The organism is Streptomyces cyanogenus (genome assembly GCF_017526105.1).
In the GTDB taxonomy this organism is placed as follows: Bacteria; Actinomycetota; Actinomycetes; order Streptomycetales; family Streptomycetaceae; genus Streptomyces; species Streptomyces cyanogenus.
Genome location: NZ_CP071839.1, coordinates 3,226,182 through 3,242,332, shown reverse-complemented (window position 1 = coordinate 3,242,332; position 16,151 = coordinate 3,226,182). Strand labels below are relative to the sequence as shown.

General features: G+C 73.8%; 14 protein-coding genes. 4 read left to right on the top strand and 10 right to left on the bottom strand.

The window, feature by feature from the left end; translation table 11 throughout:
* The first annotated feature begins 137 nt into the window (after positions 1-137).
* Positions 138-776 carry a mycothiol-dependent nitroreductase Rv2466c family protein gene (locus tag S1361_RS14520; protein ID WP_208032267.1) on the top strand — a complete coding sequence of 213 codons (639 nt, stop codon included), beginning with the start codon at positions 138-140 and terminating at the stop codon, positions 774-776.
* Positions 777-798: 22 nt separating this feature from the next.
* Here S1361_RS14520 and S1361_RS14515 read toward each other — a convergent pair whose 3' ends face one another.
* From S1361_RS14515 to S1361_RS14505, 3 genes are all read right to left on the bottom strand, one after another.
* A complete protein-coding gene (locus S1361_RS14515) occupies positions 799-2,226 on the bottom strand; it encodes an FGGY-family carbohydrate kinase (RefSeq protein ID WP_208032266.1) in 1,428 nt (475 codons plus the stop codon).
* Between the two features lie 97 nt (positions 2,227-2,323).
* Positions 2,324-3,349: a 2-hydroxyacid dehydrogenase gene (locus S1361_RS14510; RefSeq protein WP_208032265.1), complete on the bottom strand. Its 1,026-nt coding sequence runs from the start codon at positions 3,347-3,349 to the stop codon at positions 2,324-2,326.
* Between the two features lie 119 nt (positions 3,350-3,468).
* Entirely contained in the window at positions 3,469-4,302 is an 834-nt protein-coding gene (locus S1361_RS14505; protein WP_208032264.1) for a DeoR/GlpR family DNA-binding transcription regulator, read from the bottom strand.
* Between the two features lie 279 nt (positions 4,303-4,581).
* Here S1361_RS14505 and S1361_RS14500 point away from each other — a divergent pair, with 279 nt between their 5' ends.
* Positions 4,582-6,003: an FGGY-family carbohydrate kinase gene (locus S1361_RS14500; RefSeq protein WP_208032263.1), complete on the top strand. Its 1,422-nt coding sequence runs from the start codon at positions 4,582-4,584 to the stop codon at positions 6,001-6,003.
* Positions 6,004-6,032: 29 nt separating this feature from the next.
* Complete coding sequence (locus S1361_RS14495) at positions 6,033-6,647, top strand: histidine phosphatase family protein (protein WP_208032262.1); 615 nt, start codon at positions 6,033-6,035, stop codon at positions 6,645-6,647.
* Between the two features lie 138 nt (positions 6,648-6,785).
* Here the strand turns inward: S1361_RS14495 and S1361_RS14490 are convergent, their stop codons facing one another.
* The 7 genes from S1361_RS14490 to S1361_RS14460 form a co-directional block, all read right to left on the bottom strand.
* A complete protein-coding gene (locus S1361_RS14490; protein ID WP_208032261.1) occupies positions 6,786-8,171 on the bottom strand; it encodes an amino acid permease in 1,386 nt (461 codons plus the stop codon).
* A 121-nt stretch (positions 8,172-8,292) separates the two neighbouring features.
* Positions 8,293-9,183: a TauD/TfdA dioxygenase family protein gene (locus S1361_RS14485; RefSeq protein WP_208032260.1), complete on the bottom strand. Its 891-nt coding sequence runs from the start codon at positions 9,181-9,183 to the stop codon at positions 8,293-8,295.
* Between the two features lie 11 nt (positions 9,184-9,194).
* Entirely contained in the window at positions 9,195-10,550 is a 1,356-nt protein-coding gene (locus tag S1361_RS14480) for an LLM class flavin-dependent oxidoreductase (RefSeq protein ID WP_243769171.1), read from the bottom strand.
* The gene (locus S1361_RS14475) at positions 10,547-11,281 is read right to left on the bottom strand and encodes an ABC transporter ATP-binding protein (RefSeq protein WP_208032259.1); all 735 of its coding nucleotides are present in this window, start codon (positions 11,279-11,281) and stop codon (positions 10,547-10,549) included. The genes S1361_RS14480 and S1361_RS14475 overlap by 4 nt, the downstream gene beginning before the upstream one ends.
* Positions 11,257-12,102, bottom strand: a complete 846-nt coding sequence (locus tag S1361_RS14470; RefSeq protein WP_208032258.1) for an ABC transporter permease — start codon at positions 12,100-12,102, stop codon at positions 11,257-11,259. The genes S1361_RS14475 and S1361_RS14470 overlap by 25 nt, the downstream gene beginning before the upstream one ends.
* Positions 12,099-13,142 carry an ABC transporter substrate-binding protein gene (locus S1361_RS14465; protein ID WP_208032257.1) on the bottom strand — a complete coding sequence of 348 codons (1,044 nt, stop codon included), beginning with the start codon at positions 13,140-13,142 and terminating at the stop codon, positions 12,099-12,101. The genes S1361_RS14470 and S1361_RS14465 overlap by 4 nt, the downstream gene beginning before the upstream one ends.
* Before the next feature lie 217 nt (positions 13,143-13,359).
* Positions 13,360-14,559 carry an ROK family transcriptional regulator gene (locus S1361_RS14460; protein ID WP_208032256.1) on the bottom strand — a complete coding sequence of 400 codons (1,200 nt, stop codon included), beginning with the start codon at positions 14,557-14,559 and terminating at the stop codon, positions 13,360-13,362.
* Between the two features lie 424 nt (positions 14,560-14,983).
* Between S1361_RS14460 and S1361_RS14455 the strand changes: the two genes are divergently transcribed.
* Positions 14,984-15,562, top strand: a complete 579-nt coding sequence (locus tag S1361_RS14455) for a biotin transporter BioY (protein ID WP_208032255.1) — start codon at positions 14,984-14,986, stop codon at positions 15,560-15,562.
* Positions 15,563-16,151: the final 589 nt, after the last annotated feature.

Genomic DNA, 16,151 nt, shown 5'->3' with positions numbered 1-16,151 from the left:
GGACGGCACTCCCTCGTGATCGCGCGGATGGCGGCTGAACAGCACCGATCCTGCCATGTGCCCCTGACGGGGGAGACGGGGAATGGCAAGGCCGACGGCGGCGTTTCCCCGGGAAAGTGTTCCTGACGAGGAGAGACATGTCGGACAAGACCCCCGTCGACTTCTGGTTCGACCCGCTGTGCCCCTGGGCCTGGATGACCTCCCGCTGGGTGCTGGAGGTGGAGAAGGTCCGTGACATCGAGGTCCGCTGGCATGTGATGAGCCTCGCCGTGCTCAACGAGAACAGGCTCGACGAACTGCCGGAGGAGTACCGCGAGATGCTCGCGACCAAGGCCTGGGGCCCGGTCCGCGTCGTCATCGCGGCCCAGCAGGAGCACGGCGAAGCGGTGCTCGCCGACCTGTACACGGCGCTCGGCACGCGCATCCACAACCAGGGCGAGGGCCCGGAGAAGTCGGCCGTGGCCGCCGCGCTGCAGGACGTCGGCCTGCCCGAGTCCCTCATGGACCACTGGGACTCCACCCCGTACGAGCCGGAGCTGCGCGCCTCCCACAAGGAGGGCATCGAGAAGGTCGGCCAGGACGTCGGCACCCCCGTCATCGCGGTGCCCGGCCCCGACGGCGAGCAGATCGCCTTCTTCGGCCCGGTCGTCACCCCCGCCCCGCAGGGCGAGGAGGCGGCCCGCCTGTGGGACGGCACGCTCGCCGTGGCCTCGGTGCCGGGCTTCTACGAGATCAAGCGCTCCCGCACCAAGGGCCCGGACTTCAGCAACCTGTGACCCCCGGGGCGGCGGGCCCGGTTCACCGCCGGGCCCGGGCCCGTGCCGCGGCCAGCAGCTCCAGGTGCTCCTCGTACCCCTTCGCGTAGTACGCCGCCCGGTCCGGGTCCGGCTCGATCACCCGGGTCGGCTCGGTCCAGGCGGCGGTGTCCAGGGGGACGCCGTACCGGGCGGCGGCCGCGAGCACCGCGCCCCGCGCGCCGACCTCGCCCTCCACCACCCTCAGCGGCCGGCCCAGCACATCGGCCAGCAGCCCCGTCCAGGCCAGGCTGCGGGTGCCGCCGCCGCACACCGCGAGCGAGCCGGTCAGGCCCGCCGCCTCCAGACAGTGCCGGGCCGCGTAGCCGATGCCCTCGCAGGTGGCCCGGACCAGATCGGCGGGGCGGGTCTCCAGACAGACCCCGAGCAGTTGGGCCCGCAGCCTGGGCTCCACGAACGGCGCCCGCTCGCCGGACGGCGCGAAGTACGGCAGCACCCGCACCCCGGACGAGCCCGGCGGGGCGGCGGCCAGCAGGTCGTCCAGCTCCTCGTGCCGGGCCCCCGTCGTGCGCAGCACCCAGTCCAGCGCCGCCGTGCCGACCATCGCGGGCATCGCACGCAGCCAGTGGCCCGGCCGGTCCGTGGAGATGTACAGCCCCGCCGGTTCACCGCCCAGGTCCAGCTCGGTGGTGGCGACCAGGCTCGCCAGACACGTGCCGACGATCAGCAGCCCGTCGCCGGGCGCGGTGACCCCGGCGCCGAGCGCGCAGGCGGGCAGGTCGTACGGGCCGTTCGCCAGCGGGGTCCCGGCGGGCAGCCCCTCGCCGCCGGCCTCGCCGGCCGCGATCGGATCACCGATCGCCGGGAGCAGCCCGCGCCGGTGGGTGAGGCCGAGGAGCTCCACCACCCCGTCGTCGTACGACCGTGAGCGCGGGTCCAGGAACGGCATCGACGCGTCCGACACGTCCGTCACCGCCCGCGCCGCGCCGGTCAGCCGCTGGAACACCATGTCCTTGCAGTAGACGGCCGCCGCGGCGGCGTCCAGGGCCTTCGGCTCGTGCCGGTCCAGCCAGGCCAGCAACGGCCCTGGGCAGCCCGGGAACAGGGCGCTGCCGGTGCGCCGGAAGACGGCCTCGAAGGTGCCGTCCGCCAGCCACTCGTCCAGCAGCTCGTGCGCCCGGCCGTCCATCCACGAGAGCGCCGGCCGCACCGGCCGGCCCGCCGCGTCCACCAGCCACACCCCGTCGCCCTGCCCGGTCAGCCCGGCCAGCTCCACGGGCTCCGCCAGCCGCCCGGTCAGCGTCCGCAGCACACCGACGACGGCCGCGTACACCTCCCGCATCTCCTGCTCCACGGCCCCGTGGCGCACATCCAGGTGCACCGGCCGTGCCTCGACGGCCAGCTGCCGCCCGTCCCGGTCGAAGGCGGCCGCCTTCACCAGGGACGTTCCCACATCGATCCCGACGAACATGCCGACTCCTCTGTCGTGGCTTCGTTCGCCTGCGACGGCGCGCCGCCCCCGGCTCTCTTCGCTGCCGGCGCGTCGGCACAGTGAGCGTGGACGGGCCTTACCGGAGACAGTGCGCGAGGGGCTCCCCGCGCACCCAGCGGCCCACTTCGGCGGCGGCGATCCGGGCGGCCTTCTCCGCCACCGCCCGGCTGGCCCCGCCCAGGTGCGGGCTGAGCACCACCCGGTCGGACAGCGCGCGCAGCCGGGAGCCCGGCGGCAGCGGTTCGCGGGCGAAGGTGTCCAGGGCCGCCGCCGACAGCCGCCCCTCGGCCAGCGCGTCGCACAGCGCGTCCTCGTCCAGCAGCGGACCCCGGGCCGCGTTGACCACCACCGCACCCGGCGGCAGCAGCGCCAGTTCACGGGCGCCGATCAGACCGCGGGTCTCGGCGGTGAGCCGGGCGTGCAGGGTGACGACGGCGGAGCGGCGCAGCAGGTCGTCCAGCGAGGGCAGGCGCAGCCCGTGCACCTCGCCGCGCACGTACGGGTCGTACACCGTCACCCGCGCCCCGAACGCGCACAGCACCCGGGCGACCCGGCTGCCGACCGCGCCGTAGCCGACGAGCCCGACGGGCAGGTCCTCCAGCTCCAGGCCGCTGTGCTCGTAGGTGTAGTACGACGAGCCCGCCCAACTGCCCTGCCGGGCGAGGAGGTCGTGGGCCTGCGGGATGCGGCGCAGGGCGGCGAGGAGCAGGCCGATCGTGAACTCGGCGGTGGCGGCGGCGTTGCGGCCGGGCGCGAAGCACACCCGCACGCCGTGCCGCTCCGCCGCCTCCAGGTTGACGTTGACCGGTCCGCCCCGGCAGACGACGACCAGCCGCAGCGCGGGGCAGGCGGCGAGGACGCGTTCGGTGACCGGCCCCATCTGGGTGACCAGCACCTCGGCACCGGCGAGGGCCGCGATCAGCTCGTCCTCGGCGTCGCTCGCCTCGCTCACCTCGGCCACCGGCCCGAACGGCTCCAGTGGCCAGCCCAGGGTCAGTTCCCGCACCGCGCAGTCGGCCTCCTTCGCGAGCGCGGCCGTGATCAGGGACGGCAGCACGAAGTGGTCGCCGGCGGCCACCACACGCACACCACTGGAGGTCATATGAGGCACTCTCCCGTCTGGGCGTCGAGGACACGGGTGGGCCCGGCCGCCACCCGGGCGCGTTCGTCGTGGGCGGGCCGCACCACCGGCCCGGTGAGCACCACCGGGCGGTGGGCGGCTCACGTGGCTCCGGCACGGTCGTCGCCCTCCCTCGGGCCGGCGGCGGTGGCGCACACCTCGTAGGGCACCTTGTGCTCGTCCAGGTCGCGCAGCGCCTCCGGCGTGGCTCCGTCGTCCACCAGCAGCAGGTCGAAGCGGGAGAGCGGGGCCACCCGGTGCAGGGCGACCCGGCCCAGCTTGGTGTGGTCGGCGAGCAGGACGTTCCGGGCGGCGATGTCGAGCATCGCCCGCTTCACCGAGACGATGTGCTGCTCCTGGTGGTAGGCGTAGCCGCCGTGCACGCCCGAGGTGGACACGAAGCCGACGTCGACCCGGAGTTGGCCGACGGCCTCCACGCAGGACACCCCGAGGAAGGAGGAGTGCAGCGGGTCGTAGTCGCCGCCGAGCGCCACCAGGTGGATGCCCCGCTGGTCGGCGAGGAGGTTGATCGCCTCCAGGAAGTTGGTGACGACGGTGAGCGGGGTGATCTCGCCGAGCCGCAGCCGGCGGGCTATCTCCAGGGCGGAGGTGGAGTCGTCCAGCAGGACGGCCATGCCGGGCTCGATCCGCCGCATCGCCCGCTCGGCGAGCGCGGCCTTCTGCGGGCGCATCGTCTTCAGCCGGTACTGCACGTTCGACTCGAACACCCCGGACGGCTGCGCGGTCACCCCGCCGCGGAACTTCCGTACGACGCCCTGCCGTTCCAGCTCGTCCAGGTCCCGGTGGATGGTCATCAGGCTCACCCCGAACCGCTCGGCCAGCTCGGCCGCGCTCGCCGAGCCCTCGGCGAGGACGAGCTCGGTCAGCGCGGCCTGCCGGGCCGCGGGTCCCTGCTGTGCACCGGTGCCGCTCATCACGCGCTCTTCCCGGTGCGCCGTCCCGGGACCTGCGCCCGGCCGGTCTTTGACGCCGGCAGTTCCCGGGCCGCACGGCCGGCGTGCACGTGCCTGTCCATCCGGGACCTCCGTCGGCAGGGCGGTGGGTGGGGCGGCTTCACCGTGCGAGTCGACCCGACAACAGAGGGTGTAACGGCGGTGAAACGCCGTCAATCCCTTGTGCACGGGGAAATCAGCGGGAAATCTCGGAGGAACACGGGAAGTTCACAGGACCGGTCGCGAAGAGCGGAGGTTCGGATGGATGAGGCGTGGCTCGGGATCGACCTCGGCACGCAGGGGGTACGGGCGCTGCTGGTGACGGCCGACGGCAGGGTGCCCGGCAGCGGTTCGGCGCCGCTCACCCGGGGGCGCCGGGAGGGGGTGCGGCACGAGCAGGACCCGGGGGAGTGGTGGACGGCGGTGGGCACGGCCTGCCGGGCGGCGCTCGCCGGGGCACGGGTCCGGGTGGCCGGGGTCGCGGTGTGCGGGACGTCCGGGACGGTGCTGCTCACGGACGACGCGGGCCGGCCGGTGAGTCCCGCGCTGATGTACGACGACGGGCGGGCCGCCGCCGAGGCGGGCCGGCTGCGCTCCGCCGGGCTCGCGGTGCAGGACACCTGGGCGCTGCCCAAGGCGCGCTGGCTGGTCGGCGCGCACGGCCTGGGCCGGGTCGCCCACCAGCCGGACGTGATCACCGCCCGGCTGGTCGGCCACCCGGTGCCCAGCGACTCCAGCCACGCCCTGAAGACGGCCTACGACCTGCGCCGCGAGGCCTGGCCCGACCTCACCGGACTGCCCGCCGGCGTCCTGCCGGAGGTGGTGCGGCCCGGCACCCGGCTCGGCGAGGTCTGCCCGGCCGCCGCCGAGACCACCGGAATCCCGGCCGGCACGCCCGTCGTCGCGGGCATGACCGACGGCTGCGCCGCCCAGATCGCCGCCGGCGCGCTGCGCGAGGGCGCCTGGAACTCGGTGCTGGGGACGACGCTGGTACTCAAGGGCGCGGCGGCGCAGCCGGTGTCCGACCCGGCCGGCGTGGTCTACAACCACCGCGCGCCCGACGGCAGCTGGCTGCCGGGCGGGGCCTCCAGCGTCGGCGCCGGCGTGCTCACGGCCCGCTTCCCGGGCGCGGACCCGGCCGCGCTGGACGCCCGCGCCGCCGCCTTCGAACCCTCGACCGCGGTCGCCTACCCGCTCGTCTCGCCCGGCGAACGCTTCCCCTTCCGCGCGCCGCGGGCCACCTCCCTGCTGCTCGGCGACCCGGAGTCGGACGCCGACCTGTGGGCGGCCCTGCTGCAGGGCGTGGCCTTCACCGAACGCCTCTGCCTGGACTACCTCCACCACCTGGGCGCCCCCCTGGACGGCACCCTCGCCGTCACCGGCGGAGGCGCCCGCAGCGCCTACTGGACCCAGCTGCGCGCCGACGTCCTGGGCCGCCCGCTGCGCGTCCCGGCCCGCACCGAACCGGCCCTGGGCATGGCGGCCCTGGCCGCGTACGGCACCGGGGCGGGGCCGACGCTCGCCGCGGTGGCCGAGGGCATGGTGCGCACCGGCACGACGGTCGAGCCCCGCCCCGGCCGCACCGCCCGCTTCACCGAGCCCTACGCCCGGCTGGTGGGGGAGCTGGAGGCGCGGGGGTGGCTGCCGCACCCGGTGGCCGCGCACGCGCGGGCGCGGCTGTGAGACCCGCTCCGCCCGGGATACTGCTGCCCATGACTCCCACCACCCTCCTCCTCGCCCGGCACGGGCAGACCGTGTGGCACGCCGAGAACCGGTACGCGGGCGTGAGCGACGTGGCCCTGACGGACACCGGGCGCGACCAGGCCGAGGCGCTGGGGCGCTGGGCCGCCGGGCACCCGGTGGACGCGGTGTGGACCTCTCCCCTGTCCCGGGCGGTCGCCACCGCCGAGCCGGCCTGCCGGGCCCTCGGGCTCACCCCGCGCCGGGAACCCGGCCTGCGGGAGTGCGACTTCGGCGTGCTGGAGGGCCGTACCCTCGCGGAGTTCGCGGCGGAGGACCCGGCCGCGGCGGAGGCGTTCCGCGCCGACCCGGTGGCGCACCCGTTCCCCGGCGCCGAGGACCCCCGCGCGGCGGCGGCACGGGGCACCGCGGCCCTGCGCCGGATCGCCGCCGCCCATCCCGGCGAGCGGGTCCTGGTCGTCGCCCACAACACCCTGCTCCGCCTGGTGCTGTGCTCCCTGCTGAGCATCCCGATGGCCGAGTACCGCAGGGTCCTGCCGGGGCTGCACAACGCGGCGCTGACCGAGCTGCGGATCGAGGGCGAGCGGACCGCCTTGCTCTCCCTCAACGTCCCTTCCTGCTGTTAAGCTGCAATTGCAACTAGGTTGCAATAAAGCTCCCGGCCTCGTGATCGTCTTCTCACCCTTCACGCGCGGCGGGGAGCCGGAGCACCACGAAGGCCCCCACGTGTCACACGCGGGGGCCTTCGCCGGGAGGTAGGGCGGTCAGCGCCGGGCGCGCGCCCGCTGCCAGAGGTATCCGACGGCCGCCAGGGCCAGCGTCATCGCGCCCGTCGAGTACAGCTGCACCCGGGTGTCCGGCTCGCGGGCCATCAGGACGAAGATCGCGACCATGCCGGCCAGCGCGACCCAGGTCAGCCACGGGAACGCCCACATGCGCACGACCAGCTTCTCCGGGGCCTCGCGCTCGATGCGGCGGCGCAGCATCAGCTGGGAGACCGCGATGAAGATCCAGACGACCAGGATCACCGCGCCGATCATGTTCAGCAGCCACTTGAAGGCGCCGTTCGGGCTCCAGTAGCTGAGCAGGACGCAGACGAACCCGAGGACGCAGGAGACGAGGACCGCGATCCGGGGGACCCCGCCGGACAGCTTCGCCAGCGCCTTCGGGCCCTGACCGCGCTCGACCAGCGAGTAGGCGATGCGCGAGGAGCCGTAGATGTTGGCGTTCATCGCCGAGAGCAGGGCGACCAGGACGACGACGTTCATCAGCTGGCCGGCGCCGGGGATGCCGAGGTGGTCGAGCGTGGCGACGTACGGGCCCTTCTCGACGACCTCCTTGGAGTCCCACGGGATGAGGGTGACGACGACCGCCATGGAGCCGATGTAGAACAGGGCGATGCGCCACATCGCGGTACGGACGGCGGAGGCCACGCCCTTGACCGGGTTCTCCGACTCGGCCGCGGCGATGGTGACCGTCTCCATGCCGCCGTAGGAGAAGACGGACGCGAGCAGGCCGATGATCAGGCCGTCGCTGCCGTGCGGGAAGAAGTGGGCGAGGTGCGAGGTGCCGGGGGAGTCCGTGCCGGGCAGCACGCCCGCGACGGCCAGGGCGCCCAGGACCAGGAACAGGCTGATCGCGCCGACCTTCAGCGCGGCGAACCAGAACTCGAACTCGCCGAAGTTCTTCACGGCGGCCAGGTTGGTGCCGCAGAAGACGACCATGAACAGCGCCACCCACACCCACTCCGGTGTGCCGGGCAGCCAGCCGGAGACGATGTGCGCCGCGCCGATGCCCTCCAGGCCGACCGCCGTGCACAGCAGCACCCAGAACGACCAGCCGGCGGCGAAGCCCGCCCACGGGCCGATCGCCCGCTCGGCGTGCGCGGAGAAGGAACCCGACGACGGGTAGGCGGCGGACATCTCGCCGAGCATCCGCATCACCAGCATCACCAGGAGGCCGGAGAGGGTGTAGGCGATCACGATGGACGGGCCGGCGGCGGCGATGCCGGCACCGGAGCCGACGAACAGGCCCGCGCCGATCACACCGCCGAGGGCGATCATCGACAGATGGCGCTGCTTGAGGCCATGGGAGAGGGAGCCGTCCGCCTGCTGCTGCGGCGGTGTCTCCTTGGTCGTACTACTGGGCATGGGCGCGGCTTCCCCAGGGCGATGGGCGGGCAAAAACCCCGCCAGTGTGGGCGGCCGTCCGCTCACGCGAAGAGGCCGCCCACTATCCGGACACCTTGTCGTACGGACGGTGAATATACGGCTACGCGGCCACGGGTGTGTAGTGGGAGGCGTCCCCCTCGATCGAGTAGCTCTCCTTGCCCTCGATGCCGACCGGGATGTCACCCGCGACCGTCACGCGGTGCAGCCGGCGCGGCAGTCCGTCGTAGTTGTCGATGGCGTAGTGCTGGGTGATGCGGTTGTCGAAGAGGACCAGCTGGTTCTCCGACCAGCGGTGGCGCAGCACGTTCTCCGGGCGGGTGACGTACGCCTGGAGCAGGTCGAGGATCTTGCGGGACTCGCCGGCCGACAGGCCGACGATCCGCTGTGCGAACCCGCCGATGAACAGCCCCCGTTCCCCGGTCAGCGGGTGCACCCGGACCACCGGGTGGGCGGTGCGGTAGGTGATGGACGTGAACTGGGCGCGCTGGGCGGCCTTCTCCGCGTCGATCTCCTCGTCCGGCACCGCGTAGTCGTAGTCGTTGGTGTGCTCGGCCCACAGGGTGTCGGCCAGGCGGCGCAGCGGCTCGGGCAGGTCCCGGTAGGCCGCCGCCGCGTTGGCGATCAGCGTCTCGCCGCCGTACGGCGGGACGGTGAGCGAGCGCAGGGTGCTGGCCTGCGGCGGGTTGAGGACGAAGGTGACGTCGGTGTGCCAGTGGTTGGCGCGGCCCCGTTCGCTGTCGACCGGCAGTACGTTCGGGGCGCCGTCGACCGCGCCCACCGTCGGGTGGGCCGTGGTGAGGTCGCCGAGATGGCGGGCGAAGGCCTGCTGGCCGGCGTCGTCCAGGCGCACGTCGTCGAAGACGAGCGCCTTGTGGACGTTCAGCGCCTCCCGGACCGCGGTGACCTCCTCCGGCGCGAGCGGGCGGGAGACGTCGACGCCGGAGACACGGGCGCCGATGCGCGCGGTGACCTTGGTGATCTCGATGGACATGGGGATTCCTCTCAGACGAGGGCGGGGGCGGGGTCGGGGTCGGGGGTCAGGTACTGGTTGGCGGGGCGGGGCAGGCCGTAGCGCTCGCGCAGGGTCTGCCGCGGCCCGTACCCGGTGCGCAGCAGACCGCGGGCGCGCAGGAGGGGTACGACGTGCTCGACGAACGCCTCCAGACCGGAGGGCAGCACGGCGGGCATGATGTTGAAGCCGTCGGCGGCCCCCTGCGTGAACCAGGTCTCGATCTCGTCGGCGACCTGCTCGGGCGTCCCGGCGAACGTGAGGTGCCCGCGCCCGCCGCCGAGCCGGCCGACCAGCTGCCGCACGGTGAGCCGCTCGCGCCGGGCCAGCTCCACGACCAGCGTGTAGCGGCTCTTGGCACCCTCGATGGCGGACTCGGGCGGCAGGTCGGCGGGGAGCGGGCCGTCCAGCCGCAGCGTCCCGGCCGGCAGCTGCAGCAGGCTCTCCAGGCGGCCCACCCCGTGCTCGTACACGATGTGGTCCTCCAGCAGCCGCTCGGCGGCCCGCGCCTCCGCCTCCGTCGACCCGAGGACCGGCACGATCCCGGGCAGCACCTTCACGTGCCCCGGGTCCCGGCCCGCGGCCCGGGTGCGGGACTTCAGGTCGGCGTAGAAGGTCTGTGCGTCGGCGAGGGTCTGCTGGGCGGTGAACACCGCCTCCGCGTACCGGGCGGCGAAGGCCTTGCCGTCCTCCGAGGAGCCGGCCTGCACCAGCAGCGGGTAGCCCTGCGGGGTGCGCGGCACGTTGAGGGCGCCCTCGACGGCGAAGTACGTCCCCTGGTGCCGGGGCGGGTGGATCTTGCGGTCGTCGCCCCAGACACCGGCCGCCTTGTCGGCGACGATCGCGTCGTCCTCCCAGCTGTCCCACAGCTTGCGGGCCACCTCCAGGAACTCGGCGGCGCGGGCGTACCGCTCCGCGTGCGCGGGCTCCGCGTCGAGCCCGAAGTTCCGGGCGGCCTCCGCGCCGGCGGTGGTGACGATGTTCCAGCCGGCCCGGCCGCCGCTGACGATGTCCAGCGAGGCGAACCTGCGGGCCAGGTTGTAGGGGGAGTTGTAGGAGGTCGAGGCGGTGGCGATCAGGCCGATGTGCTCGGTGGCCGTCGCCAGCGCGGTCAGCAGGGTGAGCGGCTCCAGGGCGCCGGCCGGCCGCTGGGCGAGGTTGCCCCACAGCTGGGGGCCGTCGGCCAGGAACAGGGAGTCGAAGGTGCCGCGCTCGGCGATCCGGGCGAGCCCGACGTAGTGGCTCAGCTCCACGTGGGCGTACGGGTCGCTCTCCGGGAGCCGCCAGGACGCCTCGTGGTGGCCGGTGTTCATCAGGAACGCGTTCAGGTGGAGCTGTCTCGTGGTCACCGGTGGTCCTCCGTGACGCCGAGGGCGGCCAGCAGCCGCTCGCGGTACTCGCCCAGCACCGGCTCCCGGTAGGAGCGCGGGTGGGGGTGGTCGATGGTCAGGTCGAGGCCGATGCGGCCGGAGTCCAGGACGAGGACCCGGTCGGCGAGCACGATCGCCTCGTCCACGTCGTGGGTGACGAGCAGCACCGACGGCCGGTGGCGCTGCCACAGCTCGCGCAGCAGGGTGTGCATCCGGATCCGGGTCAGCGCGTCCAGCGCGCCGAACGGCTCGTCGGCCAGCAGCAGTTCCGGCTCGCGCACCAGGGAACGGGCGAGCGCCGCCCGCTGGGCCTCGCCGCCGGACAGCTCGCCCGGCCAGGCCCGCTCCCGGCCGCCCAGGCCCACCTCCGTCAGGGCCGCCCGGCCGCGCTCCCGGGCGTCCTTGCCGTCCAGGCCGAGCAGGACGTTGTCCAGCACCCGCCGCCAGGGCAGCAGCCGCGAGTCCTGGAAGACGACCGACACCCGCTCGGGCGCCGTCAGCTGCCCGCCGCCGGCCACCCCGTGGTCCAGGCCGGCGATCGCCCGCAGCAGGGTCGACTTGCCGGAGCCGCTGTGCCCCAGCAGGGCCGTGAACTGCCCGGCGGGCAGATCGAGATCGATGCCGTCGAGGACCGTACGGCCCTCGAACGACCGGGTCAGGCCGCGCAGCCGCACGGCGGGCCGGATCAGTTGCCGAGTGTGCGACGCCACGGCAGCACCCTCCGTTCGACGAGACGGACCACGCTGTCGGAGACCAGGCCGAAGACGCCGTAGATGAGCAGGCCGACCAGGATGACGTCGCTCTGGCCGTAGTTCTGCGCCTGGAACATCATGTAGCCGAGGCCGCTGGTCGCGTTGATCTGCTCCAGGACCACCAGGCCCACCCAGGAGCCGGTCACGCCGAGCCGGAGTCCCACGAAGAATCCGGGCAGCGCGCCGGGGACCACGACCTGGCGGACGAAGGCGAGCCGCGACAGGCCCTGGACCTCGGCGAGTTCGACGAAGCGGCTGTCGATGCCGGACAGCGCGGCGTGCGTGTTCAGATAGATCGGTACGTAGACGACGATCGCGATGATGGCGATCTTGAAGGTCTCGCCGATGCCCAGCCAGAGGATGAACAACGGGATCAGACCGAGGGTGGGGATCGCCCGGTTGAGCTGCACGGTCCCGTCGATCAGCGCCTCCCCGGCCCGGCTCAGACCCGAGACGAGCGCGAGCACCACCCCGGCGGTCAGGCCGATCGCGAAGCCGTAGCCGGCCCGCTGCAGCGAGGTCAGCACATCGGTGGGCAGCGTGCCGTCCGTCCACAGGTGGCCGGCCGTCCTCAGCACCGTCCAGGGCGCCGGGATCGCGCTCGGGTCGAGGGCTTCGGCGGCCGAGGCGGCGGCCCACACGGCGAGCAGCGTCAGCGGGCCGGCCAGCCGGGCGGCGGGCAGCCGGCGGCCGGGGGACAGGCGGCGGCGCCTGCGGACCTGGGAGAGTTCCCCGGCGGCCGGCGCCACCACGGCCGTCGTCGTGGTCACGGCGGTCACCTCCGGTACTCCTCGGGTACGGCCTTGGCGGCGATGGACTCGAAGCGGTGGTCGAAGAGCGAGGACACGTCGAACTTCTTCACGAAGCCGCCCTCGGCGAGCAGATCGGCGGTCTCCTGCTCCCACCGGATCGCCTCGTCCCAGCTGGGCGGGAAGAGCGGCTTGTTGGCCAGCTCGGTGATGCCCCGGGCCTGCGCGAGGGTGAGGTTCTGCGTCTTGACGTAGAACTCCTCGTCCCACACGTCCGGGTGCTCGTACTGCCACACCTGGCCCTTGGCCCACTGCGGGATGTAGGCGGCTACCGCGGCCGCCTTCGCCGGGTCGTTCAGCACCGACTGCGGGGCCCACAGCAGGTTGAGCAGGTCGACGACGTCGGTGGGGATGGAGCGGGCACCCTTGGGCTCGTACTGCTTCAGGTAGGCGGGCGCCTGGTTGATGGCGAGCGGGGCCACGTCCACCTGCCCGGACTGCAGGGCGGTGAAGAACTGGTTGCTGGTCAGCGGGACCAGCTTCACCTCGTCGTAGGCCAGGCCGGCCTTCTTCAGCGCCCGCAGCAGCACCACGCCCTGCGCCTGGCCCTGGGAGAACGCGAGCCTCTTGCCCTTGAAGTCCGCGACCGCGCGGACGTCGCTGCCGGGCCTGGTGGCGAAGAGGTAGTTGGGCTTGCGGGTGATGTCGATCGCCACGATCTTCGCGGCGAAGCCCTGGTAGTGGGCCTGGATCGGCGGGATGCCGGCGTTGTTGGCGAGGTCCAGCGACTTGGCGCGGAACGCGTTGATCACGTCCGGGCCCGCCCCGATGTTCACCCAGTCGGACACCGTGAACGGCAGCTCGGGCAGTTTCGCCAGCCTGAACTGCAGCTGCTGCTGCCCCAGATAGGAGGCGATCTTCAGGCTGGTGCCGGCCGGGACCTTGCCGGCGAGCGGCTTGGTGGCGGCTCCGCTGGTGTCGGCGGCGGCGTTGCCCTGCGCGCAGCCGGACAGGCCGGCCACGGCGGCGGACGCGCCGAAAACGGATGTGAGAAAGGCACGACGGTGCATGGGAGGACTCCCAGGAGAAAAAGAACGGGAAAAGGCCGGGAAGGCAGGAGGGATTCCGGCGGACAAGGCCGGAGGAAGAGGAGCTCACACAGCGGGAAACACGCGCTTCATGCGCGGCAATATGTCAGCAACAGACGGTGCGACAGCTGGTGAGAGGGCTCATGACCAGGATGTTCCCGGTCACGCTCGCCCCCTGTCAACATTCCGAGTTTCTGAATTAAATACTCTCAGGTGACGCACCCATCGGATCCCGGAAGAGCGCGTCCAGCACGACCGATCCGCCCGCCACCGCGAGCACGGATTCCGGGAAACTCGTCGGTACGACGGCGGCCGAACGCTCCGGGCCGACCGCCTCCCGCAGCGCCTGGAGGCAGTCCTCGAAGTGGATGACACCGACCTCGGTGACCACGACCGTCTCCGGGTTCAGCACGTCCAGCAGCAGCCCGGCCGCCCGCCCGGTCGTCCGGGCCCGGTCCACCAGCAGCCGCCTGGCCACCGGGTCCCCGCCCGCCGCCGCGGCCACCACGTGCATCGGGTTGGCCGATCCGATCACCCCGGCCGCCCGCGCCCGCCGGCACAACGTCCGCTCGCTCAGCTCCACTTGGAGGCAGCCGGTACGGCCGCACGCGCACGGCTCGGTGCCGCCCGGCACCGGCAGATGGGCGATCGCACCGGCCGCCGACCGGGGCCCGTAGTGCACCTCGGCATGGGTGGAGAAGGCGGCGTCCACCACGTTGCCCACGAACAGGTGCAGCACGCTCCGGCTGCCCCGGGCCCGCCCGAACAGCCGCTCCCCGTGGACCAGCGCCCGCGCGTGCCCGTCCACCTGGACCGGCAGGCCGGTGCGGGCGCCGAGCAGTTCCCGCACCGGCACCTCCCGCCAGCCCAGCAGCTCGTGCTCGACCACGGTGCCCGTCTCCCGGTCCACCCAGCCGCCCACCGCCACCCCGACCCCCAGCGGGCGCCGGCCGGGCACCCCGGCGAGCAGCCCCGCGAGCCCCTCGGCCGCCCGCGCCAGCACCCAGCCGGGCTCGGTCCGCTCGTGCCGCAGCTCCCGCCGCGCCACCACCCGGCCGCGCAGATCCAGCAGCGCCACCGTCGTGTACGGCACGGCCACGTGCACGCCGGCGACCAGGAAGCGGGTGTCGTCCAGGTCGAGGGGCTGGTGCGGGCGGCCGACCCCGTTCGAGCGGCGGGGCTCGGCCGACTCCCGGATCAGGCCCCGCTCGGCGAGCCGGGCGCAGTGCTCGGTCACCGACGCGGGCGACAGGCCCGTCAGCCGGGAGATGGTGCTGCGCGCCACCGGCCCGTGCTCCAGCACGGAGCGCAGTACGACACTGGCGCTGGTGCGCCGCCGGTCGCTGTCGGCGGCGCGCGGAACGGGGGAGGGCAGGGTGGGAGCCGCGGTACGGGGCATGAGGACCGTCCTCGGGAACGGGGCCGACACGTCTCGGAGGACAGAGGCGCGCCGGAGCCCGCCCCTACCCGGGGCGGCGACAGGTGGCCGTGCCCTGGCGTCGCAGGTCGACATAGCGACGCGAGGTGAGATTCCGGGCCTGGGCAACCATGGCTGGAAGGGTAGGGCAGCGAAGGGGAATCCGGCCAGACGACCCGAATGCGTTTGGTGGGATCCCACAGTCCCCCCGGCGCCCGGTCCAGTGAGCCAGACGTCCCTGCCTCTGTGATCAGTCTCACGACCGGACCGGTGTAACCGGCATCCTTTGTCCGGAGCCCACCAAGCTCCGGTTCCGCCCTTTGTCGAGCGCTGACGGTGATCGGCCCGAGGGGGCTGGGATAGCGTCACCGTGTCCCAGCATGTCCCCGTCACCCGCGGAGTACCCATGAGCACCGCTGCCGCCACCGCCCGCCCCCGCGAGGTACTCGCCGACCTGCTCCCCGCGTCCCGCGTCCGCGACGTCGCGCTCGTGCTCGGCGGCGCCGCGCTCACCGGCCTGGCCGCCCAGATCGCCGTCCCCGTCCCCGGCTCCCCGGTGCCGGTGACCGGCCAGACCTTCGCCGCGCTGCTGGTCGGCACGGCGCTGGGCGCGAGCCGGGGCCTCGCCGCGCTCGCCGTGTACGCCCTCGCCGGGCTCGCCGGCGTCCCGTGGTTCGCCCACGGCACCTCCGGGGCGTCGGTGTCCTTCGGCTACATCCTCGGCATGCTGCTGGCGTCCACCGTGGTGGGCGCCCTGGCCCGCCGCGGCGCCGACCGCTCCGTGCTGCGCATGGCCGGCACCATGCTGCTGGGCGAGGCGATCATCTACGCGGTCGGCGTCCCGTACCTGGCCTACGCCGCCGACCTCTCGGCCTCCCAGGCCGTCGCCGCCGGCCTCACCCCGTTCCTGATCGGCGACGCCGTGAAGGCGGCCCTGGCGATGGGCCTGCTGCCCACCGCGTGGAAGCTCGTCGACAAGCGCTGACGCGCTCGTTCCCGCCGCAAGAGGCTCGCCGGGTCACAGGTCTCCGTGATCCGGGCGGGCCTCTTCCGCGTTTCCGAGCCGAACGGACCCCGGCGAGCCTCTTCCCTCGTTTCCGAGCCGAACAGCCTTGCCGCGCGCCTTGCTCCTCGGCCCCAAGTGGTGTCCGGGCCGGGTTCGGTTCCCGGACCGTGTCTCGCTTTCCCGTCCCGAGTGGTGTCCCGGCCGGGTTTGGCTCCGGCACCGTGTCTCGCTTTCCCGTCCCGAGTGGTGTCCCGACCGGGCCCCGCTCCGGCACCGTGTCTCGCTTTCCCGTCCCGAGTGGTGTCCCGGCCGGGTTCGGCTCCGGCACCGTGTCTCGCTTCCCCGTCCCGAGTGGTGTCCCGACCGGGCCCCGCTCCGGCACCGTGTCTCGCTTCCCCGTCCCGAGTGGTGTCCCGACCGGGCCCCGCTCCCGCACCGCCCTCGCTTCCCGCCCCCGAGCGGTGCCCCCGCCCGACAGCCCGACCACCGGGTCCGGCACGGCCGCCGCCCACTCCCACCGGGTCCGGCGCGGTCCCCGCCCGCTCCCCGGCCGTCGGCATCGGCAGCG